The organism is Parabacteroides sp. AM58-2XD, assembly GCF_003463685.1.
GTDB classification, from domain to species: domain Bacteria; phylum Bacteroidota; class Bacteroidia; order Bacteroidales; family Tannerellaceae; genus Parabacteroides; species Parabacteroides segnis.
In genome coordinates this window covers 26,961-51,914 of sequence record NZ_QSDP01000042.1, presented here as the reverse complement: position 1 = coordinate 51,914, position 24,954 = coordinate 26,961, and the positions used below count along the sequence as shown (strand labels likewise).

16 protein-coding genes and 1 pseudogene are annotated in these 24,954 nt (G+C 43.3%); 10 read left to right on the top strand and 7 right to left on the bottom strand.

Features of this window, described 5'->3' with window-relative positions; all coding sequences use genetic code 11:
• Positions 1-262: 262 nt before the first annotated feature.
• From DXA15_RS11855 to DXA15_RS11840, 5 genes are all read left to right on the top strand, one after another.
• A complete protein-coding gene (locus tag DXA15_RS11855; RefSeq protein ID WP_128134152.1) occupies positions 263-3,583 on the top strand; it encodes a TonB-dependent receptor in 3,321 nt (1,106 codons plus the stop codon).
• A 15-nt stretch (positions 3,584-3,598) separates the two neighbouring features.
• Entirely contained in the window at positions 3,599-5,257 is a 1,659-nt protein-coding gene (locus DXA15_RS11850; RefSeq protein ID WP_128134151.1) for a RagB/SusD family nutrient uptake outer membrane protein, read from the top strand.
• Between the two features lie 474 nt (positions 5,258-5,731).
• The gene (locus tag DXA15_RS26410; RefSeq protein ID WP_233567205.1) at positions 5,732-7,336 is read left to right on the top strand and encodes a SusC/RagA family TonB-linked outer membrane protein; all 1,605 of its coding nucleotides are present in this window, start codon (positions 5,732-5,734) and stop codon (positions 7,334-7,336) included.
• Positions 7,337-7,453: 117 nt separating this feature from the next.
• Positions 7,454-9,010: a TonB-dependent receptor gene (locus tag DXA15_RS26405; RefSeq protein WP_233567204.1), complete on the top strand. Its 1,557-nt coding sequence runs from the start codon at positions 7,454-7,456 to the stop codon at positions 9,008-9,010.
• Positions 9,011-9,028: 18 nt separating this feature from the next.
• A complete protein-coding gene (locus DXA15_RS11840) occupies positions 9,029-10,618 on the top strand; it encodes a RagB/SusD family nutrient uptake outer membrane protein (RefSeq protein ID WP_128134150.1) in 1,590 nt (529 codons plus the stop codon).
• A 170-nt stretch (positions 10,619-10,788) separates the two neighbouring features.
• On the opposite strand, the gene DXA15_RS11835 is transcribed toward DXA15_RS11840, so the two are convergent.
• A complete protein-coding gene (locus DXA15_RS11835; RefSeq protein WP_128134149.1) occupies positions 10,789-11,070 on the bottom strand; it encodes an HU family DNA-binding protein in 282 nt (93 codons plus the stop codon).
• Between the two features lie 362 nt (positions 11,071-11,432).
• Here DXA15_RS11835 and DXA15_RS11830 point away from each other — a divergent pair, with 362 nt between their 5' ends.
• The gene (locus tag DXA15_RS11830; protein WP_128134148.1) at positions 11,433-12,596 is read left to right on the top strand and encodes a metallophosphoesterase family protein; all 1,164 of its coding nucleotides are present in this window, start codon (positions 11,433-11,435) and stop codon (positions 12,594-12,596) included.
• Positions 12,597-12,705: 109 nt separating this feature from the next.
• Here the strand turns inward: DXA15_RS11830 and DXA15_RS11825 are convergent, their stop codons facing one another.
• Both DXA15_RS11825 and DXA15_RS11820 read right to left on the bottom strand, forming a co-directional pair.
• The gene (locus DXA15_RS11825) at positions 12,706-14,349 is read right to left on the bottom strand and encodes a RagB/SusD family nutrient uptake outer membrane protein (protein WP_128134147.1); all 1,644 of its coding nucleotides are present in this window, start codon (positions 14,347-14,349) and stop codon (positions 12,706-12,708) included.
• A gap of 13 nt (positions 14,350-14,362) precedes the next feature.
• Positions 14,363-17,113: a TonB-dependent receptor gene (locus tag DXA15_RS11820; protein ID WP_233567209.1), complete on the bottom strand. Its 2,751-nt coding sequence runs from the start codon at positions 17,111-17,113 to the stop codon at positions 14,363-14,365.
• On the opposite strand from DXA15_RS11820, the gene DXA15_RS26400 reads away from it, so the two are divergent.
• The gene (locus DXA15_RS26400) at positions 17,018-17,233 is read left to right on the top strand and encodes a hypothetical protein (protein WP_233567203.1); all 216 of its coding nucleotides are present in this window, start codon (positions 17,018-17,020) and stop codon (positions 17,231-17,233) included. The genes DXA15_RS11820 and DXA15_RS26400 overlap by 96 nt on opposite strands.
• Here the strand turns inward: DXA15_RS26400 and DXA15_RS27970 are convergent.
• The 4 genes from DXA15_RS27970 to DXA15_RS11800 all read right to left on the bottom strand — a co-directional run bounded on the left by DXA15_RS27970 (position 17,143) and on the right by DXA15_RS11800 (position 19,275).
• A complete protein-coding gene (locus tag DXA15_RS27970; protein ID WP_369683064.1) occupies positions 17,143-17,454 on the bottom strand; it encodes an STN domain-containing protein in 312 nt (103 codons plus the stop codon). The two genes, DXA15_RS26400 and DXA15_RS27970, sit on opposite strands and share 91 nt — an antisense overlap.
• Before the next feature lie 310 nt (positions 17,455-17,764).
• On the bottom strand, positions 17,765-18,148 hold the full coding sequence (locus DXA15_RS11810; protein ID WP_128134144.1) for a FecR family protein: 384 nt from the start codon (positions 18,146-18,148) through the stop codon (positions 17,765-17,767).
• A gap of 35 nt (positions 18,149-18,183) precedes the next feature.
• Positions 18,184-18,669, bottom strand: a complete 486-nt coding sequence (locus DXA15_RS11805) for a FecR family protein (protein WP_128134143.1) — start codon at positions 18,667-18,669, stop codon at positions 18,184-18,186.
• Positions 18,670-18,762: 93 nt separating this feature from the next.
• Positions 18,763-19,275 (bottom strand): RNA polymerase sigma factor, encoded by a 513-nt coding sequence (locus tag DXA15_RS11800; protein WP_128134142.1) that lies wholly within the window; start codon positions 19,273-19,275, stop codon positions 18,763-18,765.
• Between the two features lie 213 nt (positions 19,276-19,488).
• On the opposite strand from DXA15_RS11800, the gene DXA15_RS11795 reads away from it, so the two are divergent.
• From DXA15_RS11795 to DXA15_RS11785, 3 genes and pseudogenes are all read left to right on the top strand, one after another.
• Complete coding sequence (locus DXA15_RS11795) at positions 19,489-21,666, top strand: glycosyl hydrolase (protein WP_128134141.1); 2,178 nt, start codon at positions 19,489-19,491, stop codon at positions 21,664-21,666.
• 16 nt (positions 21,667-21,682) lie between these two features.
• Positions 21,683-23,106 (top strand): annotated as a pseudogene (locus DXA15_RS11790) (arabinose isomerase).
• A gap of 351 nt (positions 23,107-23,457) precedes the next feature.
• Positions 23,458-24,954, top strand: coding sequence for a 2-isopropylmalate synthase (locus tag DXA15_RS11785; protein WP_128134140.1), 1,497 nt, complete (start codon positions 23,458-23,460; stop codon positions 24,952-24,954).

The window sequence follows — 24,954 nt, the reverse complement described above, 5'->3', positions numbered from 1 at the left end:
TTAAAAATTAGATAAGATTACATTTTAACTATATTTTTATACCGAATTTAAATAACATTACTATATTTGAAGCCGAAAACCATATTTGTTCTACTAAAACTATGGTGAATTATTAAGTGCTTAAACTAATGAATGAAAGTATGAATCCGGATTTTATGTATGACTAGTGAGGAGTATAAGCCTTGTAATGAAAGAGTTGGTGCTTTGTGAGGGAGCATTAAACATAAAAAAAGTATGATTGTTTAATTTTTAAATTTAGCTTATGTTGACAAACTCGAGACTGGTTAAGGCTTTAGTCCTGGCTACTGTATTCGGTACAGGCGGGACTATCAATGCCGCTGTAATCCCCACCTCCGCAGGAGCGATGATTACACAGCAGAAAAACAAAGTTACAGGTGTAGTTGAAGATGAAATGGGCCCTATTGCGGGTGCTTCTATTTCAGTGAAGGGAACTTCCACCGGGACAATTACCGACATGGACGGTAAGTTTACACTGGATGGAATTCAAAAAGGTGCGGTACTTGTTGTCTCATTCGTAGGATTGGCTACGCAAGAGATTGTTTGGGACGGACAAAGTATTTTGAATGTAAAACTTGTTAGTGATACGCAGGATTTGGACGAAGTGGTTGTTGTTGCTTATGGTACGGCAAAGAAATCTTCATTTACAGGTTCAGCTTCTGTTGTAAAGTCCGAGCAGTTGGAGAAAATCTCCGGTACGGGTTTCGCTGAAGCCCTTCAGGGGATGAGTGCTGGGGTAAATGTCACCAATAACGAAGGTAACCCGGGAGGTGAAACCCGTATCCAGATTCGTGGTATCAGCTCCATGTCAGGAAAGACCACTCCGCTGTACATTGTTGACGGTATGCCGTATGATGGTAGCCTAACGTCTATTTCTCCTTCTGATATTGAATCTATGACCGTATTGAAAGATGCGGCAGCCTCTTCTCTTTATGGTTCCCGTGCAGCCAACGGTGTGGTTGTTATCACGACTAAAAAGGGGAAAGCCGGTAAACCTACCATCAATTTCAGAGGTGCCTGGGGTACTTCGGATAATGCTGTAAAGAATCCGACAAAAGCAGACCCGTATGAACAGATGACAAATACCTGGCGTGCAATCTACAACGACCAGTACTATGTAAATGGTATGGATAAACAGGCAGCCGGTGATTATGCTTCTTCAACACTTTTGCCGCATATGGTAAATCCGCGTGTAAATTCACAAGGAGAAACTGTTTATGTCACTCCGTTCAAATGGACTGGAGATGCTTCCAATTATGTATTGCACGATGGCAATGGTAATTGCTGGACAAATCCGAATCTGGAAATGGTTTGGGACGAAAGCGATTATGATTGGTATGGTGCCGTCTTCTCCCGAAAACTACGCCAGGATTATGGTATTGATGTTAGCGGTTCAACCAATGACGGTAAGACCAGCTACTATACTTCTATTTCTTATTTGAACGATAAAGGATATGCGAATAATCAGTATTACAAACGCTACTCTTTCCGTGCGAATGTAACTTCCGAATTGACAAAATGGTTGCAAATGGGCGGTAGTCTGGCATATAGCTACTCACGCCAGAATGTATCAGGTTCTAACCGTGCCTTGGTATTTTCAAATACCCTGAACTCTCCCTGGTTGAGAAATTCCGATAATACAGATTGGTATTATTCACAGAAAACTGGTGAGCGTATGTATGACTTTGGCGTAAACAGTTCCAACTTCTTCGGAGCACATGTTCTTCAGAATGGCGGTGATTATTGGAATAACCCGAATGATGAAGATTTCAACAATAATGAAGGAGGCATGTTGACTGCTCACTATTTTGCAGATTTCAAATTACCTTTTGATATTAAGTTCAAAACAAGTGTGAACCTGGATGATATCACCAAAAATGAATATCAGTATGGTTCGGCCGTTCATGGACAAGGCCAGCTGGAACCGTTTGGTGTGACTGTTATGACGAATGGCGGTTGGGCTTCACGCGCAAATTATAAAACGACTTCGGTAACATGGAATAACCTGCTGAGTTGGGATAAAACTTTCGGTGACCATAGTTTGAATATCCTGTTGGGCCACGAGTTGTATTCTTATAACCAGCAGTATAATTACGGTTATGGCGAAGGTATCATGCAGTTAGGCCAGTATGAATTGACTTCTACTACCAAAAACTGGGCTGTAGATTCTTACAGAAACCGTTATGCCCTGCTTTCATTCTTCGGAAAAGCCGATTATAATTTCCTGAATAAATATTATGTATCCGCTTCTTTCCGTCGCGACGGTTCTTCCCGCTTCAGTAAAGACAGCCGTTGGGGTAACTTCTTCTCGGTAGGTGCATCCTGGAGATTCTCGAAAGAGGCTTTCATGGAAGATATTAAATGGATCGATAACCTGGCATTACGCGGTAGTTTCGGTACATCCGGTAATGATAAGTTGTATCCGCGTAACGAAAACGGTACACCGGGTGATGAAATTTTGTACGCATATCAGGGATACTATGACTCTGACGATATTTATGGAATGGCAGGCTATAAGCCGACAACCATCCCGACACCGAAGTTGAAATGGGAACGTAATGAACAATATAATATCGCTGTGGATTTCAGTTTCCTGAGCAGAATCAGTGGTACGATTGAATACTATTCACGCAGTTCAAAAGACTTGTTGTACTATAAGAGTCTTCCTTTATCTTCACAGACGGGAGATGCTTCCGGTGTAAATACCAACCTGGGTAATGTTCGTAACAGTGGTGTGGAATTGACATTGAATGCTACTGCCATCAGGACTAACAACTTCCAGTGGAATATCGACTTTAACTTCTCTACATTAAAGAATGAAGTAACTTATCTGCCGGGTGGTTCTTATATTTACTCCAACCGTGGTTCGAGTTATAAGCTGGAAGAAGGGTATTCTTTGTTTGAATTCTTTATGGTTAAGAATGCCGGTGTAAATCCTGATAACGGAAATATGCAATATTGGGTACAGGATGGCAACGGTGGCTGGAAGAAAACAGAAAACTATTCGGATGTAACAACTGACGATTATCAATATTGCGGTTCTTCCATTCCTAAAGCATTCGGCTCGATCACCAATAACTTTAAGTACCGCGATTTTGATTTGTCTTTCATGTGGTATGCTTCTTTTGGTGCTAAGATGTGGGACTATGTTTATCAGGAACGTACAACAGTTCGTGACGGTGTCGGTATTATCCAGGATTTGGTGGATGGTGACGTTTGGATGCAATCGGGCGATAATGCCAAATTCCCGCGCTGGTCGGCTGTAGATTATTCCAATACACGTAAGAACTCTGATTTCTATCTGTTTGACAATGATTATCTGCGTTTGAGAAACCTTACATTCGGATATACATTGCCTAAGAATCTGACAAAGAAAATCGGTGTATCCAATGCCCGCGTATATTTGTCGGGTGACAACTTGTTGACTTTTGGTCCTGCTGCCAAGCGCCATTCAGAACCGGAAACAGGTGTGATGGGTAATAACTATAATGGTAATGCTGATACTGACAACGGTATCCAGGGTTCAAGAAGAGTATATATGTGTGGTATTCAAGTTTCATTTTAAAAACCGTATGTTCTTATGAAAAGTTTATATAAAACCGTAAAGATAATGTCATTGGCTGTACTTACTCTTTCCTTGAGTAACTGTACGGACGAATTGACTACAAATTCATCTACAGCGATTTCGGAAGAAACGATTCTTTCAAGCACGAACCAGTTAAACATGGTGCTTAACTCTGTTTACAAATATATTCTGATGGGTGATAATGGATCAGGAAGTCAGAATGATGCTTGTTATGCCGGTTTACCTGGTTATTGCATGTATTACGACCTGACCGGTGCCGATATTATGAGTACGACCAACTATGGCGGTTCTCCGGAAATGTGTTACCGGGCTGCACCGGAACGTACGCAATCTACCGGCGATTATTCCAAAAGAATCTGGGTGAATATGTATAAGGCGATCAACCAGGCGAATATCATTCTGGATGCCCTGCCGGATGCAACCGGAGAAGATTCCGAAAAGAACGATTTGAAAGGGCAGTGTCTGGCAATCCGCGGTATCTGTTATTTTAACCTGATCATGAATTATCAGCAGACTTATGCAATTGCTAAGGACAAGCGAGGTGTTATTCTGCGGACATCGTCTTCCGATCCGGAATCGATGGGTTTCTCTACCGTTCAGCAATGCTATGACCAGATACTGAAAGATTTGAAGGAAGCCAAAACGTTGCTGGCCGGTTATGACAGAACTGATATGTGGAGGCTGAATGCGGATGTGGTTTCCGGTCAGTTGGCGCGTGTTTATCAGGTAATGGGAGATTGGTCGAATGCTTTGTCGGAGGCGAAATCCGTTTATGACAAATACAATACATTGATGACTGAAAACGAATGGTACAGCGGTTTTGATAATTTCCTGACCGATGGTTGTAAAGAAGTTATTTGGGGAGTAAAATACACGAACCTGACAAATATCAGTTCCAATACGGAGTTCAATTACTGGTATAACCAGGACCCTAGTTACGGGGAAGGTATGACGGACGGTCCTATTTACTGCTTTATCAACTTGCTGGTAGATGGAAAATATGTAGAATTGTTTGACGATGGTGATTATCGCGGTCGCAGATGTGATAAGACAACCGGTGTTACAGATGCAGATGTTAAAAACGTTATGTTCTGGCATCGTACAAACAACGGCGATAGCGAAACAAGAAGAAAATGGGCCTATAATAAATTCAAATATTATGGTGATGCCAACGGAGCCAAACAAGGTAATACTTATCCGGAGCTTCCTTTGATGCGTGGTTCGGAAATGTTGCTTATCATGGCTGAAGCAGAAGCTAACCAGGGTAATACAGAAACTGCATTGTCTTATCTTACGACATTACAAAGTGCAAGAAATGTGGCAAACCTGACGACGACAACGGTTAAGGATGATTTACTGGAAGCTATCTATGTGGAACGTCGTAAAGAACTCCTGGGCGAAGGTGTAACCGGTATGTATGATCTGCTTCGTCTGCAAAAACCGTTGTATCGTTATGGTTCAAGCAGTACGAATCCTGCCGGTCATTATTCGTGGGGTATGATGTATCTGGATAATTTCAATGCGTCGGACGCACAGCCTTACGGTTATCTGCCGTCTAACGATTATCGTTTTATCTGTCAGATCCCGCAGTTGGAGTTGGCTAACAACGAAGTGATCAGTAATGCTGATCAGAATCCGTTCAGCGGACAATAACAAGTCATTTCTATAAATAGTAGTAGGAGGGACACGTTTTTGTGATGTGTTCCTCTTTTTTGTGATGTGTAAATAGTTAAAAATGTTTGGGCTTATGGTCGTTATTGATTTTTCTTCTCAATATGTATGTCATTGTTTGAGTACCGGTTTTGTATATGCATAGCAATTCAGAGTGAGTTAAAATATATTTATTTGAGTAATAAATATACATAATTATGCAAGTATTAAATAATGATAAGTTATATTTGCTGATGGAGATGCTATAATTTGTAGAGAGGGTGTGTAGAAAATGTTGTGTGCAAATATCAGTGTATCTTCGTTTTATTGAACTTTATTTTGTTGAAATGTATACCTGTCACTTTTGTCGGAGAAAAGTGTAACCTCTAATGAAATGAACGCTATTGTGATTAATTTTATTTAATTAAAGACTTGAATTTAGCTATGTGGACCAACTCAAAACTAATTAGATCACTGATGATTTCTGTATTGTTGGGTGCGGCAGGTACGATTGCTGCCAATCCTACAGGTCCGGAAACGATGGTAGTACAACAGGGTAATAAGGTAACCGGCCTGGTAGAAGACCAGATGGGACCTGTCGCCGGAGCTTCTGTTGTAGTGAAAGGAACCACTATCGGTACGATAACCGATATCGATGGAAAGTTTACTCTGGATAATGTTCGGCGGGGAGCGACTATTGTGATCTCCTTCGTCGGTTTAGCCACACAGGAGATCACCTGGAACGGGCAATCTATTTTAAATGTAAAATTAAGTGATGCGACACAAGACTTGGATGAAGTCGTTGTCGTAGCCTATGGAACGGCAAAAAAGTCAACCTTCACCGGATCGGCCTCCGTTGTAAAAGCCGAAAAGCTCGAAAAGATTATGGGTTCCGGCTTTGCGGAAGCATTGCAGGGAATGAGTGCCGGTGTGAATGTAGTGAACGTACAAGGTAACCCCGGAGCCGATGCCCGTGTGGAGATTCGTGGTATTGCTTCCATGTCCGGAAAGGCAGATCCGTTATATATTGTGGACGGGATGCCTTATGATGGAAAACTGAATCAGATCAATCCTACGGACATCGAATCGATGACGGTGTTGAAGGATGCGGCGGCCACTTCGCTCTACGGTTCGCGTGCAGCAAACGGCGTCGTAATGATTACAACCAAGCGGGGAAAATCGGAAAAACCGCGTATTAATTTCCGTGGAGGTTGGGGTACTTCGGATAATGCAGTCAAGAATCCGAAAAAAGCCGATCCGTACCAGCAGCTGGAAAATACCTGGTATGCCTTGTATTATGACGCTCTCCTCTATGATGGCATGAATATGCAGCAGGCGGGCGATTATGCTTCGTCGCAGGCATTGACCAAACAGGTAAAGGCTACAAAAGATTCGAACGACAATCCGATTTATGTCACTCCGTTCAGACATATCAATGAAAATTACGTATTGCATGACGGCAATGGGAATCCTTACATGAATCCTAATCTGGAATATGTCTGGGATGAAGATGATCGGGATGTTTACAAAGCTATCTTCTCCCGTAAACTGCGCCAGGATTATAGTGTGGATATAAGTGGTCAGGCCAATGGTGGAAAAACAGCCTATTTCTTCTCCGGCGGTTATCTGGACGACCAGGGATATGGTAACCGGCAATATTATAAACGTTATTCTTTCCGTACCAACCTGAGTACAGAGTTGTTCGATTGGTGGAAAGTGGCCGGTAGCCTTTCTTATTCGCGTCATCGCCAGAACCTTTCTGGTGGTGCCAGCCGTGCGGCTAACTTTACGACAACTTTGTCTTCACCCTGGTTACGTAATGAAGATAATACCGGTTGGGTCGTTTCCGAAAAAACAGGGGAACGGATGTACAGTTACGGCAAATATACCAATAACTTCTTTGGTGCCCATATCCTGAATAACTCGGGTGATTATTGGGATAATCCGAACGATGACAGTTTCGATAACAATATGGGGCATATCCTGTCTGCCCAGGTAAATACAGAGTTTACTCTGCCTTTCAACCTGAAATTCCGTTCGGCTTTGAATATTGACGATTACTGGTATCGTACTATGCAATAAACTTCTGCCGTACATGGTAGCGGACAGAATGAACCTTATGGTATTTCTATACTGGCAGACGGTGGTTATGCCAGCCGTTATAATTTCAATAAACGTTCCACCACCTGGAATAATGTATTGTCAGGTGAATGGATGATCGGTGACCATACGATTTCAGGTCTGGTCGGACATGAGTGGTATACCTGGGACTCCCACTACGAACAAGGTTGGGGTGAAGGTATCATGGAACTGGGTAAATATGAATTGTCGAATACCACCAAGAACTTCGGTGTTTCCGGCGGACGTGATAAATACTCTCTGCTTTCGTTCTTTGGTAAAGTCGATTATAACTTCTTGAATAAGTATTACTTGTCCGCTTCGCTTCGTGAGGATGGTTCTTCCCGTTTCAGCTCCGATCATCGCTGGGGTACATTCTGGTCGACTGGCGGTTCATGGCGAATATCGAAAGAAGGTTTTATGGAAGACCTGAAATGGATTGATAACTTGTCGTTGCGTGGTAGTTACGGTACGACTGGTAATGATAAGCTGATTGTGCGTGAATCGAATGGTAAGGCAGGGGATGAAGTCCTTTATGGATACCAGGGTACTTATGAAAGTGATGACCTGTATCTGAAATCCGGTTTAAAACCATCTACCTATCCGACACCGGACTTGAAGTGGGAAAGTAATCAGCAATGGAATATCGGTTTGGATTTCTCCGTATTCAACCGACTTAGCGGTACAGTGGAATATTATTCCCGTACTTCCCATGACTTGTTGTATTATAAGGAACTGCCTCTCTCTGCCCAGGTTGGTAGTGCATCCGGGTATAATATGAATATCGGTGACCTGCGTAATAGCGGGATTGAAATCACATTGAATGCGAATATCCTTACAACGAAAGATTTCAGATGGGATATCGATGCCAACATGAGTACGCTGAAAAATGAGGTGACTTATTTGCCTACAGGTCCTTATACCTATTCCGGTACGGCTTGTACCTACAAGATGGAGGAAGGCAAGTCTCTGTATGAATTTATCGCTCCCCAGTACGACGGTGTTAATCCGGAAACCGGAGTACCCGGCTGGTTGATCCGCGATGGTAACGGCGGTTGGAAACGTACGGAAAAGCAGGAGGAAGTAACGACAGACGATTTTGTGTACTGTGGCTCCGCGATCCCCAAAGTATTCGGTGCTATCACCAATAACTTCCAGTTCAAAGGGATCGACCTGTCATTCATGTTCTATTATTCTTATGGTTCCAAAATATCGGACTATACATATAAAGAACGTATCATGAACCGTCCGGGTGTCGGTGTCATACAGGAGTTGGTTGAGGACAGATGGCGTCAACCGGGCGATGCGGATGTACTTATCCCACGTTGGTCGTACAACCAGTATGGTGCGACGGTAAAGTATGCCGATAACTTCGTATTCGACAACCATTACTGGCGTCTGAGAAACCTGACATTAGGTTATACGCTGCCTAAGAGCCTTACCCGCAAGGCCCTGGTAGAAAACCTGCGTGTTTATGTAACCGGTAATAACCTGTTGACTTTCGGTCCTGCCAAAAAACGCTACACAGACCCCGAAACAGGTATAATGGGTAACAGTTATAACGGTAATGTTGAAACCGATAACGGTATTCAGGGTTCGAGAAGACTGTATATGGTCGGTATTCAAATCACATTGTAAACGTAAAAAATGATATTTATGAAACGATTTATAAATATATCCTTCCTGTCCCTGGTTTTTGCTGGTATGGCCCTGACCGGATGTAACGACGACCTGACAACCAGCTCCTATGTGAAAGTAAACGATGAAGATGTACTGGGGAATGTCTCTCAGTTGGAAAAAGTATTGACTTCAGCTTATAAGCAGCTGTATTTTAATACCGATAAAGGCGACCGTGTGTATGCTGGCCTCCCCGGATTCCAGATGTATGTCGATGCGAGTGGTCCCGACGTGATCAGCCATACCAATATGGGAGGTGATCAGGTAACAGCATACCAGTATTCCAACTCAAAAACACAGGCTGACGGAAATGCCTCAAAAATCTGGTCGATGTGTTATAATGTGATCAACCGTGCCAATATCATCCTGACCAATGTGGATGCCGCCGCCGGTGATGAAACACAGAAAAAACATATCAAAGGTCAGGCGTTGGCAATGCGTGGAATCCAGTATTTCCATCTGATCCAGAATTACCAACAGACCTATGTGATAGCCAAAAGCAAGCGTGGCGTGATTCTGCGTACCTCTTCTGATGACGAATCCCATAAAGGTTTTTCTACCGTGGAGGAAATCTATACCCAGATTGTGTCCGACCTGACGACGGCTAAAACATTGCTTGCCGATTATAATCCGGACGATATGTGGCTGATCAACTCTAAAATATGTTCGGGAATCCTGGCCCGTGTTTACCTGGTCATGCAGAACTGGGACGGTGCCTACAACGAAGCCAAGATCGTCTACGACCAGCACAGCCAGTTGATGACCCGCGAACAATACCGTTCCGGTTTCGACGATATGATCTCCGGCAATTATGCGGAAGTGGTATGGGCCATGAAATATACAGCCGATAATAACCTGGGCGGTAGTACGCAGTTCAACTTCTGGTACAACCAGGATGCCAGCTACGGCGAGGGTTATGCTGACGGTCCTATCTACTCGTTCCTTGACTACTTCGTGGATGAGCAGTTTGTGAAACTGTTTGAAGAAAAAGAAGACCGTTATCAGTTTTGGAAACGTACGAACAATGCGAATACGGAAATCAATACAAAATGGGCTTTCGATAAGTATAAACACTATGGTGAAGACGGCGGAAGTGTTATCCAAAGCGCCACCCGTCCGGAAGTCTGCCTGATGCGCGGAGCCGAAATGCTGCTGATCATGGCCGAAGCTGCCGCCCAAAAAGGTAACTCCGGTGAGGCCCTGAATCTGCTGAACCGTTTGCAGGTGGCGCGTAATGCTACCCCGACAACCAATGCCGGCGGTGATGCGTTGTTGGAAGACATCTATGTGGAACGCCGCAAAGAATTGATCTGTGAAGGACAGGCAGGTTTCTATGACCTGGTGCGCCTGCAAAAGAGATTGGTCCGTATCGGTGAATCAACTACCAATCCTGCCGGCCATTATGTCTGGGGAATGCAGTATCTGAACGGATATAATGCGCTCGATCCGCAACCGATAGGCACTTTGGAAGCGAATGATTATCGTTTCTTCTGCCAGATCCCTCAGATGGAAATCCTGAACAATGATGCGATCTCCGAATCGGATCAGAATCCTTGGAGCGGACAATAAGCAGATCATATTTACCTGAAAACCCGTTTTAAACGAGCACAAACTTCGTTTAAAACGGGTTTTTTCTCGTTTAAAACGGGGTTACAGTCCGTTTAAGACGAATTTCATCTCGTTTAAAACGAGATTTTTGCGACATCTACCTTTAGATGATGAATGTATCGGTATTCTTTTTATTTTTTACCGTTTATAGCTTCCAACAAGAATTTGCCCGGTTTGAATTTTACGGTTGTTCTTGCCTTGATCCGTACCGGAGTGCCGGTCTTTGGATTACGCGCCATCCGGCTACTTTGCGGTCTGGGAATCAACGTCCCGAAGCCAATAAGGACTATTTCTTCATTTTGGGACATTTTTTCAGTCACGATCTCTATATAAGATTCCAGGACTTTTTTTGCTTTTTGTTTATTCAATCCGGACTTTTCAGCTAAAGCCACAATGAGTTCTGCTTTGTTCATAGGTATTTTTTTTATGATTAATGATTCTGCAAAGCTAATGAAAAGACCTATTATTATTCAAGACTTCTCGAATTATTTCTTTTATTTTACATAAATATGAACTTGTTTATCTGTTTCTACGCTCTTTTAAGCTTCGCACCCGGTAAATGAATCGACTGAAAGCCAAAATGACTGTCAACTGTCAACTTCAGAACTGAACCAAATTCTTTTGGTATAGTTTAATCTGTCATAAAAGAAGAGGCGTGTCTGCGAAGGTGTACTTCTTTCCTGTAGATAACGGGATTTAATCCCGGTAGGGTTTGCCGGAATAAATGAAGAATGTATCTTTGTAGGAGATCGTTAACAACTTAAAAAGATATACCATGAATAAAATCAGTTTACTGTTTATTTTGTCTGTATTAATCACTTTTTCTGCATATGCCCAGGATGATATAAAGATAACGCATGCCCCTTATCTGCAAAATCTGGGAGAAAATGAAGTCACTATTGTATGGACTGCGAACAAGCCTTCGATCGGCTGGGTGGAACTGGCGCCTGATGACGGAACTCATTATTATCAGACAGAACGTCCGAAGTTCTTTAATGCGAAGAATGGCATCAAGCTGACCTCCACTGTCCATTCTGTGCATCTGACAGGGTTAAAGCCCGGCACACGTTATCGCTACCGGGTGTATTCGCAGGAAGTGTTAAGCCATGTCGGTTGGCGGGTGATTTACGGGAATGTGGCGGCAACGTCTGTTTACGGCAAGCAACCGCTGACGTTCCTGACCAGCGATCATAGCAGGCAATCCGTGAATTTTGCCATGGTCAACGATATCCACGGAAAAAGCGATTTGCTGGAAAAACTGATTTCCCATTGTGATCTGAAAAAGACCGATATGTTTCTGTTCAATGGCGATATGGTCTCTATTTTCAATAATGAAAAGGAAATATTCGAAGGCTTTATGGATAAGGCAACCGAACTTTTCGCCTCCGAGATACCAATGTACTATACCCGTGGAAACCATGAAACCCGCGGTTCCTTTGCTACCGCATTCCAGGACTATTTCTCTCCGAAACAGGAGCATATCTATTACATGTTCCGCCAGGGACCTGTCTGCTTTGTTATCCTGGACAGTGGCGAAGATAAGCCGGATTCGGATCTTGAATATGCCGGCATAACGGTCTATGACCAGTATCGTACGGAACAGGCGGAATGGTTGAAGAAGGTACTTGAAAGCAAGGAGTATAAAGAAGCACCGTTTAAGGTCGTTGTCTGCCATATGCCTCCGTTTGGCGGTTGGCACGGTGAACAGGAAGTTGCCGAAAAGTTTATCCCCTTACTCAATAATGCCGGTGTCGATATCATGCTTTGCGGCCACCTTCACCGGTATATGCGGAATGAACCGAAAGACGGTGTCCGTTTTCCGGTTATCGTAAACTCCAACAATACGGTGTTGAAAGCGGAAGCAGGCGCAAAAGAATTAAACATCAGGATACTGGACATGGAGGGGAAAGAGGTGGATATGCTGACAATAAATAAGTAAAAGATAACTCCTGATATAAATTATCCCCAACAAACAGTGTAGGTGCTGCTTGTTGGGGATTTTTGTTGTTCAATTGGTTAAGAGAGTTTTCTTCATACTATAATATACATTAGTCTTTGCCTACATATCCTTGGTTTTGCTTTAAATTCGGATTGGCAAGAATTTCGCTTTCCGGTATCGGCCAGACTTCGTTTTTGTTTTTGCGGAACTGCCGTATTTCTATCTGCACCTTTTTGCCGGTTGCGGGATTTACTGCTCCGTATATAGGGCCATTCATTGTCTGTTCGCCAATATCCCATCTGCGGATGTCCATGTAGCGGGCACCTTCGAAAGACAGTTCGATACGACGTTCCCGGCGATATAATTCACGTACTTTGGCTTCGCTGTTATATTCGGCGGCAGTAACCTGTATCTGACCGGCACGTTTTCTTATATCATTTATATACTTTAATACATCCGGGTTATTGTATTGTCCGGTTTCGATCAAACACTCTACGTAATTAAGCAAAATTTCGGCATACCGGATGATCATGTAGTCGTTTCTTTGACTGGTCCTGTCTTGTGGATCATAGAACTTCTTCAGCATGAAACCACTGCGCGATGCATTTGGCCTGCCGACGGCTTCAGGTCCTTCTCCCCATGGATCGTAGGTGTATTGCTCAAAAGTTGTATTGTCGTAAGGCATAACAATAGTCGCATAAAGACGTGGATCACGGTTATTATTATACAGAGGATCTTTAGAATAAATATCCAGTGAGTCTGGTCCTAATTCTTGCAAGGTTTTTCCTTGCTTGGTTTCGAATGTGTTAACGAAGTCGAGTGTGGGCCATGAGGTACATTGCTGTCCCAATCCTGGTCCGGAAAAACGGAAATAAGCCTCTTTGCATCCGGCTGGTTTGATAAGTATCCGTTCTTTATTGGAGCCGTCCATGCTGACTGTCCGAAATAGATCTCTGAAATTTTTGCCAGGATCGTCATCTTCCGCTGTTGTATAGAATAGTTCATATCTTCCGCTATTTATAATTTCAGCCGCAGCCTGTCTGGATACTTCGTAACGTTTGGCATTTAAGGCAACAATCGATTTAAGAGATAAGGCTACAGCTTTATCCATTCTGTCTTTTTTTGCATCCTCATATTTGAAGGGTAGGTCTTCAATAGCCAACGCACGGTCTAATTCAGCCAGAATAAAATCGACAACCGCTTCAAGTGTAGAACGTTCCATATAATTCTCGTTAGGAGATAAAGCATGATCAACGACGGGGATGCCTTCTTTATATCCGAAATATTTGAATAATTCCCAATGATAATATGCACGTAAAATGATTCCTTCCGCACGCATTCGTTCTTTTTCACTCGGATCGATAAAGTATGCTTTGTCCATATTTTCGAGCAAACGGCAGCAGTTCCGGATATTCTTGTAATAGGATGTCCACACATCAGAAATACCACCAAAAGAGTTGGGACTATCGGAGGTAATAGTGCTGTTTCCGATGGTGGTTATAAAACCTCCGAAATCAGCTCCATGATAAGTGTTGTCTGTAAATCCTTCGTAATGGATGATTGAGGCATAAGGTGCTGTATAATGCAGGGAGCCGGAGGGTAGTGAATAGCAAAGATTCAAGGCTGCTCCCACTTCACTACTGGTTTTCCAGAAAGCATCGTCGGTAGCACCGAAAGGATTATCCCGTGTCAGAAAGTCGCTGCAACTGGATAGTAAGACTGTAAGACTCAATAATAAATATGTATTTTTCATATCTGTATTCCTTTTAAAATGAAATATTTATACCTGCGGAATATGTTTTTGACAGAGGATAAGTACTGTCTCCTCCTCTGGCTTCAGGGTCAATCTTGTTTTCTTTAGCTATTGTAAACGGATTCTGAAGATTTACAAAGAAGCGCAGATTGGATACCCAGTATTTATTGCTAAAAGAAGAAGGGACCGTATATCCTACCTGGATATATTTTACCCGGCAGTAGCTGGCATCAAAGTACCAGAAATCAGATGATTTGCCGTTTTCGCCGGAGGTTGGTGTCAAGCGTGGAAAACGGGCGTCCGGATTATCTTTTGTCCAATAGTCCAGATGGAATGTCTGTGGAGTGGCAGCATTGCCAATCGGATCGGAAAAGGCTCCTCCGTAGTAGGCATCAACTCCCGATACGCCTTGTAGCATGATCTCAAAATCAATATTTTTCCAGTTCAGACTCAGGTTTGCGAAGTAGTTGAAATCAGGTTCTCCGTTTCCCATAACTTTACGGTCGTTAGCCGTGATCATATTATCACCGTCAAGGTCCATATAACGGGTGTCTCCGGGCTGTTGTCCGTCTATGATTACAATGCCTTCTTTGGGGATGTAACTTCCGTCACTTTGCTGAATGAAATCGCTTTCCTGTAATAATCCGTTCGACACATACCGGTAATGGCTGCTCAACGCATGTCCTTCTTTGTCGATATGGCTACCGCCGTCATAAGGACCTCCGGGTAGTTTCTCAATCTTATTTTTATTACGGGATATACCTCCGAATGCTGAAACTTTCCAATCCCCGAAGGTTTGCATATAATTCATACTGAATTCCCAACCTCTGTTTCTTATTTCTCCGGCATTGATATCCGATTGTCCGATACCGCCGACAGATGATAAAGGCGGTCTTAAAATAATGTCTGAGGTTAGTTTGTCGTAATAATCGAAGGTGATATCTATCATATTATTGAAAATGCTAAAGTCGACACCAGTGTTGAACATGGATACCTTTTCCCATGAAATATCCGGATTTCCGAAAATAAGTTCGGAGCCGTTGTTCGGATCGATCGTACTTTGGTATTTATAGGCGCCGATATTCTCGTTTCCCAATAATCCGTATGAACCTCTTAGTTTTAGATTGTTTATCCATTCAACCTCCTTTAAAAAAGCCTCTTTATTCACATTCCATCCGATAGCTCCGGACGGGAACCAACCGAACTTATTTCCGGGACCAAAACGTGACGATCCGTCACGGCGGATAGTTGCTTCAAACAAATAGCGTTCGTCGTACGTATAATTGGCTTTAGCCAGTAATGATTGCATGGCATATTCATCCCACACGCCGCTGTTGTTTAATTCGGCATTTACTCCGGCAATGACAAACAGCCGGTGTTTTTCATTAAACGTTTTAGTATAGTCAACGGTTCCCCCTATATAGTAATAGCTGGAACGCCATGTGGAGGAAGGCTGAAAGTTACCCCATGTGGCAATAAGCTGTCCGTTATCGTAATCGAAAAAGTTGACTGCACGACGGTCTCCTTTGGTTGCACCGCTGTTTACTTGGTAACTGAATTGTCCGGCCAGGTTTAAACCGGGTATTATTCCCCATTTGGGTTGCAGGTTGACACTGATATTATCTGTCAGGTTCTCGGTAAAACCTCCTTTTTCAATTTGTGCCAGCGGATTTCTCATGCTTGAACCGTAATTCCCATAGTATTCATTGGGGTCTCCTTCCCGCTGCAGATATTTACCCACGATAGTAGGAGGTGTCCAGTACAGCAAGCTAATAGGATTGAATGCTCCGGTAGCTCCGTCCACACTACATTTATGCTGTGTTCCGCGAATCACATTCAGGTCAACGCCTACTGTGATATTCTCACGTAAACTGACGGTGGTATTTGCGCGGAGGTTCAGACGATCGTATGTGAAATCTTTGACAAAACCAGTCTGCGACATATAATTACCTGTAATGGCAAAACGGGCAATGCTGCTACCTCCGTAAACGGATACCGAATGGTTTTGTATCGTTGCATTTTTCCATAACAAATCCGTCCAGTCGGTATCGGGGTATTTGTATGGATCGCTTTGGTCGATTGTCTTTTGTATCGCATCTTCCGAATAAACCGGGTCGCCTCCATTATTCTTGTGGGCTTCGTTCATCATTCTCATGTAAGTCGGGGCATTTACAAAATCAGGCATATAGGTTGCTTTTTGCACGCCACCGTATCCATTGTAACTGACTTTGATTTTGCCGGGCTGGCCCCTTTTCGTTTTTACCACGATAACTCCGTTTGCTGCACGGGCTCCATAAATAGCTGCCGCCGCCGCATCTTTTAAGACAGTGACACTTTCAATCGTTGTGGGATCGAGGTTGTCCATATTCATAGGGATACCATCCACCAGGACCAGTGGAGACAGGTTACCCATCGTAACGCCTCTGATCTTTATTATTGCCGCATCTCCACCCGGCAGGCCGGTCGATTGTGTGACGGTAATTCCTGTCACACCACCTTGCAGCGCCTGTGATAATGAAGTGATCGGTTTGTTATTGAGTGTTGCATCCAGTTTAACCTGCGAGATAGAGGAAATGCTGTTTAGTTTACGTTCTTCTGTGAAACCGGTTACGATCACCTCTTCCAAAGCACTTATATTTTCGGCCAATGAAATGATCAGGTTCGACTGATGACGCTTTACCACATATTCGACAGGTTTGTAACCGACATACGAGAAGATCAGAATATCATCCCGTTGGGCTTCGATATGGAAAAGGCCGTCCAGATCGGTGGCTACGCCCTGGTTAGAACCTTTTATCTGGATAGTAACACCCGGCAGGGAGAAGGCGGCTCCTGCTTATCGAATACCTGGCCTTTTATTGATATTTTATTGCTGGCCTGTTGATTCTTAGGTTCTGCTTTGTAAAGAATAATATGTTTGTTCTCGATCTTATAGCTGATGTTTTTGTCAGTTAACACTTTGTCTAAAATACTTGAAACAGTCTCCTTCCGGGCGGAAACTGAAACTTTGGGACTTAGGTCGATTTGGGAATCCTCGTAGAAGAAAGAATATTCGCTGCTTTTTTTTATAACTGAGAGAACTTCTTCTATGCTTGCATTTTTCATGGTAAATGAAAATACCTTGGTTTGCGAATATGTTTCCGCTGAAACATATAAAGCGCAACAGATTAAATAAAAGGCTGTAATTCTCATAATTCGCTTCAATTTAAGACAATAAATGCCTGAAACGAGATGCTTGTCTTGTTTTTTTTTCATACTTTTGTGAAGAAATTTAATTGCTAATTAAGTTTACGTGTTTGCTTCGGCAAACGCAGAGAATAGGGAATATGGAGGTATTTCCTATTCTTTTTTTTAATGAAGTTATACCATAGGCGATATTAGATTAGGTTTATATTCTGATTACTTTACTGCTATCTCATCTGATCGTGATAATATTATCTTTTTTCTGATAATTCAGCTTACTACTTATTTTTAGGATATTCAATATTTCATCGATTGATTCTCCCCGTATGAACTCACCGGTAAAGTGGCGGGAGGCCACATCCGGATTCTCAATGATAAATGTTACACCAAACCCTCTTTCCAATGTCTGGGCGAATTCAGGGAATGGGGTAGAGTGAAAAGAATACTTTCCGCTCCTCCACATAGTAGCCACTAAGGGATCTACCTGCTTGGTCGAAAATGTATTCATTTGTTTATTGAAGGTTACACAGTCGTTAGGCTTCATATCGAGTATCTGATTCGAGGCGGAATGTTTCACTTGTACGCGGCCTTCTTCCAGTATTGTTTCTACCGACATATCGTTTGCATAAGCTTTCAGGTTGAATTTGGTTCCTAAACTTTAACTTCGATAAGTTCGGTGTTAATTAAAAATGGTTTCTTTGCATTCTTCGCAATCTCAAAATAACCTTCTCCGGTGAAAGACACTTCACGTGTATCTCCTGTGAACTGCCGGGGATATTTCAAGTCGGATCCTCCATTCAAAAATATTTTACTGCCATCGGACAATAATACCGAATCGCGTACTCCTTTGGGGGTGGATATTTCGATCCAGGCTATTTGTTCACTACTATGACTGCCTGTCAAAAGGTTATATCCGATGGTAAATAACACGAGCAGGGAAGCTGCAATCGACACAAAAAGGATTCTTCGTTCTTTTTGTTTTTTTCGTTGCTGTATTTGTATAAATATTTTATCCTGAACACTCCTTTTTCTTTTCCGAATCGCTTCCGGGTCTGCCTGGCTGCGTATTTGTCCGGCCAGCTTATCGGTAAGTTGTTCTTCGGGTAGACCCTTCCATGATTGTTCTTGATTGTTCATAATTCTACGTTTTTATATATAGAATCCGGAAACAATCATTTATGCCTAAAGGAAAGTTGGTGTTTAGTATTTGTTAACTAATATGTATGTTTACTATTCATTTATGTAATGTCTGACAATCTCTGTCAGTTTCTTTTTAGCAATGATTTGTTGAGCTTGCACTGTCTTTTCAGAAATACCCAGGATATCGGCTACTTCTTTGTATTTAAGATTCTCTTCCTTCAACATTAGGAAGATCAGTTTACATCGTTGGGGGAGTTGATTCAGTGCGTTTTCTATTATCCCTGTCATTTCGCCCGAATGCAGGAGAGACTCCGGAGTGGTTGAATCGATGCTTAAATGGATATGCAGATATTCGATATATTCTTCAAAATGATTTTGTTTGTTTAGAAACTTCAGGCATCTGTTCTTGACGGATGTAAAAAGATAAGAGTTGAGGTTGTCTATTTTTTTCAATGTATCCCAGTTCTCCCAAATAGCAACAAAGACATCGGCCAGTATATCTTCACAATCTTCATGATCAGGTACAAAATGAAGGGCAAAACGAAATAAACGTTCATATTGCTGTTCATATAGAATCGTGAAAGTATTATACTTTTCGGTCATTGTATCAGAGTAAAATCGAGTATATTATTAGAGGTTGACTCTTTAGAGGACAAATATAAATTATAATCTTATACAAACCAATCCCCCTTCCGGCTGAACTATCAAAAATAGGAAGAATAGAATCAGTTTTGAAAATAACCTGTTGAAGCAGAGGTTCTATATTTGTGCAATCATAAAAACGGTAATCATTGTATAACCTAAATAGAATCTTTAATGAAAGGTATTTTCTTTGTCATATGTATGTGTTTTGTCTCGTTTGGAGTATCTGCCCAGGTCAGTGAGTCGGCTTTTGTAAATCCAGAGAATAAATACAAGCCTGTTCCTTTATGGTTTTGGAATAATGCGACGGTCAATGAAAACGAATTGCTGGACCAATTCCGTCAGATGATCCGAAAAGATGGGTATGGCGGTTGTGCAATCCTTCCTTTTGGGCAAGATTTCAAACCTGAATATCTATCTGACGATTATTTCAATCTTTATGGCAAGATTATAGAGGAAGCCAGGAAGCTGGATGTGCATATGTCCCTGTATGATGAGTATGGCTTTCCGAGTGGAAGTATGGGAGCCATCAATGCGGATGGGGTACCTCGTTTTATGAACAAATATCCGAATGCCACAATCAAGCGGCTGGATAAAGTGGAGTATAAAGTAGCTGCCGGCGAATCATTCGAGCAGGTCGTTCCTGCCGGAAAACTGATGTCGGTCGTTGCAATGGACACGCTGACGAAGCATCGGATTTCACTGAAACAACATATCCGTTCCGGCAAACTCAACTGGAAAGTTCCGGAAGGGGCCTGGAAGATCATGTTTTTCGTCTGTGTGAAAGATGGCGATCCGAATGTGGATTATCTGGACCCAGAAGCCGTCAGGCTGTTTGTAAAAGAAACTCATCAGGCATATTATGACCGTTTCTCTCCCTATTTCGGGAATACGATCATAGAAACTTTTTTCGATGAACCGACCCTGTACCGGGCTAAGGGACGTATCTGGACAGACGCGTTTAACGACAAATTTATCTCCCGTTACGGGGAATCCCCCGAATTGTTGTATCCGGCATTATGGTATGACATCGGGGAGGAAACGCAATCTGCGCGAAACCGTCTGTTTGGCTTGCGTGCCCATTTGTATTCCGAAGGTTTTATGAAAATAATCGGTGAATGGGCTTCTGCCCATGATATTTACTCTACCGGCCATCAGGATCAGGAAGAGATTGCGAATCCGGTGGGTACTTCAGGTGACTTGATGTTGTGCGGGAAATATATGGGGATTCCCGGTATTGACAAGATTGGCGGAGGCCGTCCGACCGAATTGTTTTATAAAGTGGTTTCTTCTTCTGCCTATAACTGGGACAAACGCCAGGTAATGTCCGAAACATACGGTGCTATGGGGAATATCAGTGTAAAAGAGCTTTACCACATAGCCATGGAACAATATACGAAAGGGGTCAATACGCTTATCCCTCATGCTGTCTGGTATAACGATCAGCATGTTACTTTTCTGCCTGAGTTATCTTGGCGGAACGAACTATACCGGGACTCACTTCCGGCATTTAATAAGTTCCTGTCACGTCTCAACTATATTTTGCAGCAGGAAGGAAGACATGTTGCCGATATAGCAGTCCTTTACCCGATCGAATCTCTTCAGGGAGAACATGTGATGGACGGGGAACTGGGATTTTATGAAGGCGGGGTAATGATCCCGAATACGGATTATACACATGTCTCGGCTTTATTGACTGATACTCTCGGGCGTGATTTCACTTATCTGCATCCGGAGGTCTTGTCTACAAAATGCCGTGTGAAAAAAGGACTGTTGCACCTCGATAATCAGGTGAACAAAGAAACTTTCCGGTTGATTATTATTCCCGGAGTAAAAACAATATCGTTAACGGCTTTACGACAGGTCGAGTCTTTCTTTAAATCCGGGGGGAATGTCATATTTACAACCCAGTTGCCGGAAAAATCGGTAGAACCGGGACAGGACAAGGAGGTGAAAGAGATCATTTCCCGTATATTAGGTGTGAATGCTTCCTACGCAACTGCGGGTAAAGCCTTTTTCGTAGAGAAACCAGGACCGGATGCATTAAAGACAGCAATCGAAGATTCCTATCCTGTTCCTGATGTGGCCTTTGAAGCAGGGCATGAATTGAATTACATACATAAGGAACTGAAAAATCAGTCTGTTTATTATTTTGCCAATTTGAAAGATCAACCCTATCAGGTAAATGTCGTGTTGCGGGGGAAGCTGAAACCTGTCTTATTGAACCCTCATACCGGACAGCGGATGAAGGTGGCATATGAACATAAACGTGTTTCCGGTATGGAAACGACAACGGTTACATTACCGATAGAAAGGCATTCGTCCGTATTCCTTATTGATAACATTTTATAATAGAAAAATAGATACCATGAAAACAGGAAAAACTAAAATCGGCCTGATTGGACTGGGCCTGGATACGTATTGGCCCCAATTTGAAGGATTATACACACGTCTTTGCGGATACCAGGACTGGATCGCATCGGAGATGTCCCGTCGGGACACTGAAGTCGTTAACGCCGGAATTGCTGATAACCCGGTAAAAGCTGTTGAGGCAGCGGAAGATCTGAAGAAGGAAGAGATCAGCCTTCTGTTTGTCTTTATTTCTACCTACGCTTTATCTTCGACGGTCCTTCCGTTGGCCCAGCGTGTGAAAGTCCCGGTTATTCTCTTGAATATCCAGCCCGTTGCGGCAATCGACTATGAATATATAAACGGCTTGGGTGACAGGGGAAAAATGACAGGTGAATGGCTGGCACATTGCCAGGCCTGTTCCGTACCTGAATTTGCTAGCGTGTTCAACCGCGCCGGTATTCCTTATGAAATCGTAAGCGGCTATTTGCAGGAAGAATATGTGTGGAAGCAGATAAACGGCTGGATCGATGCCGCCCGTGTGGTAAATGGGATGAAGAATAACCGCATGGGAATCCTGGGCCATTATTATTGCGGGATGCTCGATGTGTATACCGACTTGACCCGGCAGTCGTCTGTTTTCGGTACGCATGTGGAAATCGTGGAGATGTGCGAACTGAAAGCCTACCGTGACAATGTTACCGATGAAGATGTAAAAGACAAACTGGATGAATTCAATGCTTGTTTTGAGATTGACGAGCAATGCGAAGCCGGTGAGCTGGAACGTGCCGCCCGGACATCCATAGCCCTTGACAGGCTGATCGATGCGCACGATCTGGGTTCGATGGCCTATTATTATGAAGCTATGCCGGAAATGACTATGAGAATATCGTGACTTCCGTCATTGCCGGGAACACGTTGTTGACCGGACGCGAGATCCCTGTTGCCGGCGAATGTGAAGTGAAGAATGTACAGGCAATGAAGATCATGTCTTTGTTGGGAGCAGGCGGCTCTTTTTCTGAATTTTATGCCCTCGATTTCAAGGATGATATCGTTATGCTGGGGCATGACGGTCCGGCTCATTTTACCATAGCGGAAGGAAAAGTCCGGTTGGTGCCGCTTCCGGTTTATCATGGCAAACCGGGTAAAGGATTGTCTATCCAGATGACGGTCAAACATGGCCCTGTTACTTTGTTGTCCGTCTGCGAAGGGAAAGACGGCGTTTTCCTGCTGGCAGCCGAAGGAGAATCGGTGGAAGGACCGACTTTGAAGATTGGAAATACGAACAGCCGCTATCGTTTTGCTTGTGGTGCCCGTGCTTTTATCGACGCATGGAGCAAGGCAGGCCCTTCCCATCATTGTGCGATAGGGCTTGGACATCAGGTAGATAAACTGGAGAAAATCGCATTCCTGCTGGATATACCGATTATCAGGGTAGGATAGGTGGGAGACTGCTATAGGAAGGGAGTTTGAGTAATGATTTATTAATTCGAAAGCCTTTCCTCTTTCAGTTTATAAGATAATATGTGTAAAAAATATCGTTTTATATTTGGTGGTTTAGAAAAAGGCTGTATCTTTGCAGCGTTAAATAAAAATGACAATGAAACAGAACATAGCAAATAGTCTCATTATTTCTCTAAACATTATTCTACTCTGGGAACGGGATAGGAAGTGAGACTGTACGTGTTTTTCTGATGCATGAAGATATTAAAGAGCCTTTCTCACTTCCTTGTGAGAGAGGCTTTTTTTATGAATGAACAAAAGAATATTAACAAATTTAAGACGATAAGAACTATGTCAGACAGATTATTTATTTTCGACACCACATTACGGGATGGTGAGCAAGTGCCAGGTTGCCAGTTAAACAGTATTGAAAAGATTCAGGTTGCCAGAGCACTCGAAGAGCTGGGCGTCGATGTGATTGAGGCTGGATTCCCTGTATCGAGTCCGGGCGATTTCAACAGTGTGGTTGAAATATCCAAGGCCGTTACCTGGCCGACTATCTGTGCTTTGACCCGTGCGGTTGAAAAAGATATAGATGTGGCTGCCGAAGCATTGAAGTTCGCCAAACGCGGACGTATCCATACCGGTATCGGTACTTCCGATTACCATATCCGTTATAAGTTCAACTCCAACCAGGACGAGATACTGGAGCGTGCCATCGCTGCCACCAAGTATGCCAAAAGATATGTGGAAGACGTAGAATTCTACTGCGAAGATGCCGGACGTACGGACAATGCCTATCTGGCACGTGTCGTGGAGGCGGTGATCAAAGCGGGTGCAACCGTTGTGAATATCCCGGATACGACCGGTTACTGTCTGCCTGACGAATATGGCGCAAAGATCAAATATCTGATGGAACATGTGGACGGCATCCAGCATGCAATCATCTCCACTCATTGCCATAATGACCTGGGTATGGCAACTGCCAATACCGTGCAGGGGGTCCTGAACGGTGCCCGTCAGGTGGAAGTGACCATCAACGGTATCGGCGAACGTGCCGGTAATACTTCGCTGGAAGAAGTAGCCATGATCTTCCGCAGCCACAAAGAACGTGGTATCGAAACCAATATAAACACAACCAAAATCTATGGCATCAGCCGTACGGTTTCCAGCTTGATGAACATGCCGGTTCAGCCGAACAAGGCGATTGTCGGACGTAATGCTTTCGCCCATTCTTCCGGTATCCACCAGGACGGTGTATTGAAAAACCGTGAAAGCTATGAGATTATCGACCCGAAAGATGTCGGTATCGACGATAACGCAATCGTATTGACTGCCCGTAGCGGACGTGCCGCATTGAAACACCGCCTGAGTGTTTTAGGTGTGGAACTGGACCAGGAAAAACTGGATAAGGTATATCAGGAATTCCTGAAACTGGCTGACCGCAAGAAAGATATTAATGACGACGACGTGTTGATGTTGGCCGGAAAAGACCGCACAGCCATGCACCGTATCAAACTGGAATATTTGCAGGTTACATCGGGTGTCGGTTTACAGTCTGTCGCCAGCGTCTGCTTGAATATCGCCGGTGAGAAGTTCCAGGCTGCCGCTGCCGGTAACGGCCCTGTCGATGCTGCCATCAAAGCCGTGAAGTCGATTATCCATCGTACGATGACCATCCAGGAATTTCTCATCCAGGCTATTAATAAAGGTAGCGACGACATGGGTAAAGTCCATATGCAGGTGGAATACGACGGAAACAATTACTACGGTTTTGCTGCCAATACCGATATCATCGCTGCTTCCGTAGAAGCCTTTATCGACGCAATCAACAAGTTCGTAAAATAA

What these genes read in the sequence shown, in the direction of transcription:
- DXA15_RS11855 (WP_128134152.1), top strand. Translation starts at nt 263, where the DNA reads ATGTTGACAAACTCGAGACTGGTTAAGGCTTTAGTCCTGGCTACTGTA.
- DXA15_RS11850 (WP_128134151.1), top strand. Translation starts at nt 3,599, where the DNA reads ATGAAAAGTTTATATAAAACCGTAAAGATAATGTCATTGGCTGTACTT.
- DXA15_RS26410 (WP_233567205.1), top strand. Translation starts at nt 5,732, where the DNA reads ATGATTTCTGTATTGTTGGGTGCGGCAGGTACGATTGCTGCCAATCCT.
- DXA15_RS11840 (WP_128134150.1), top strand. Translation starts at nt 9,029, where the DNA reads ATGAAACGATTTATAAATATATCCTTCCTGTCCCTGGTTTTTGCTGGT.
- DXA15_RS11835 (WP_128134149.1), bottom strand. Translation starts at nt 11,070, where the DNA reads ATGAACAAAGCAGAACTCATTGTGGCTTTAGCTGAAAAGTCCGGATTG.
- DXA15_RS11830 (WP_128134148.1), top strand. Translation starts at nt 11,433, where the DNA reads ATGAATAAAATCAGTTTACTGTTTATTTTGTCTGTATTAATCACTTTT.
- DXA15_RS11825 (WP_128134147.1), bottom strand. Translation starts at nt 14,349, where the DNA reads ATGAAAAATACATATTTATTATTGAGTCTTACAGTCTTACTATCCAGT.
- DXA15_RS26400 (WP_233567203.1), top strand. Translation starts at nt 17,018, where the DNA reads ATGACGCTTTACCACATATTCGACAGGTTTGTAACCGACATACGAGAA.
- DXA15_RS27970 (WP_369683064.1), bottom strand. Translation starts at nt 17,454, where the DNA reads ATGAAAAATGCAAGCATAGAAGAAGTTCTCTCAGTTATAAAAAAAAGC.
- DXA15_RS11810 (WP_128134144.1), bottom strand. Translation starts at nt 18,148, where the DNA reads ATGTCGGTAGAAACAATACTGGAAGAAGGCCGCGTACAAGTGAAACAT.
- DXA15_RS11805 (WP_128134143.1), bottom strand. Translation starts at nt 18,669, where the DNA reads ATGAACAATCAAGAACAATCATGGAAGGGTCTACCCGAAGAACAACTT.
- DXA15_RS11800 (WP_128134142.1), bottom strand. Translation starts at nt 19,275, where the DNA reads ATGACCGAAAAGTATAATACTTTCACGATTCTATATGAACAGCAATAT.
- DXA15_RS11795 (WP_128134141.1), top strand. Translation starts at nt 19,489, where the DNA reads ATGAAAGGTATTTTCTTTGTCATATGTATGTGTTTTGTCTCGTTTGGA.
- DXA15_RS11785 (WP_128134140.1), top strand. Translation starts at nt 23,458, where the DNA reads ATGTCAGACAGATTATTTATTTTCGACACCACATTACGGGATGGTGAG.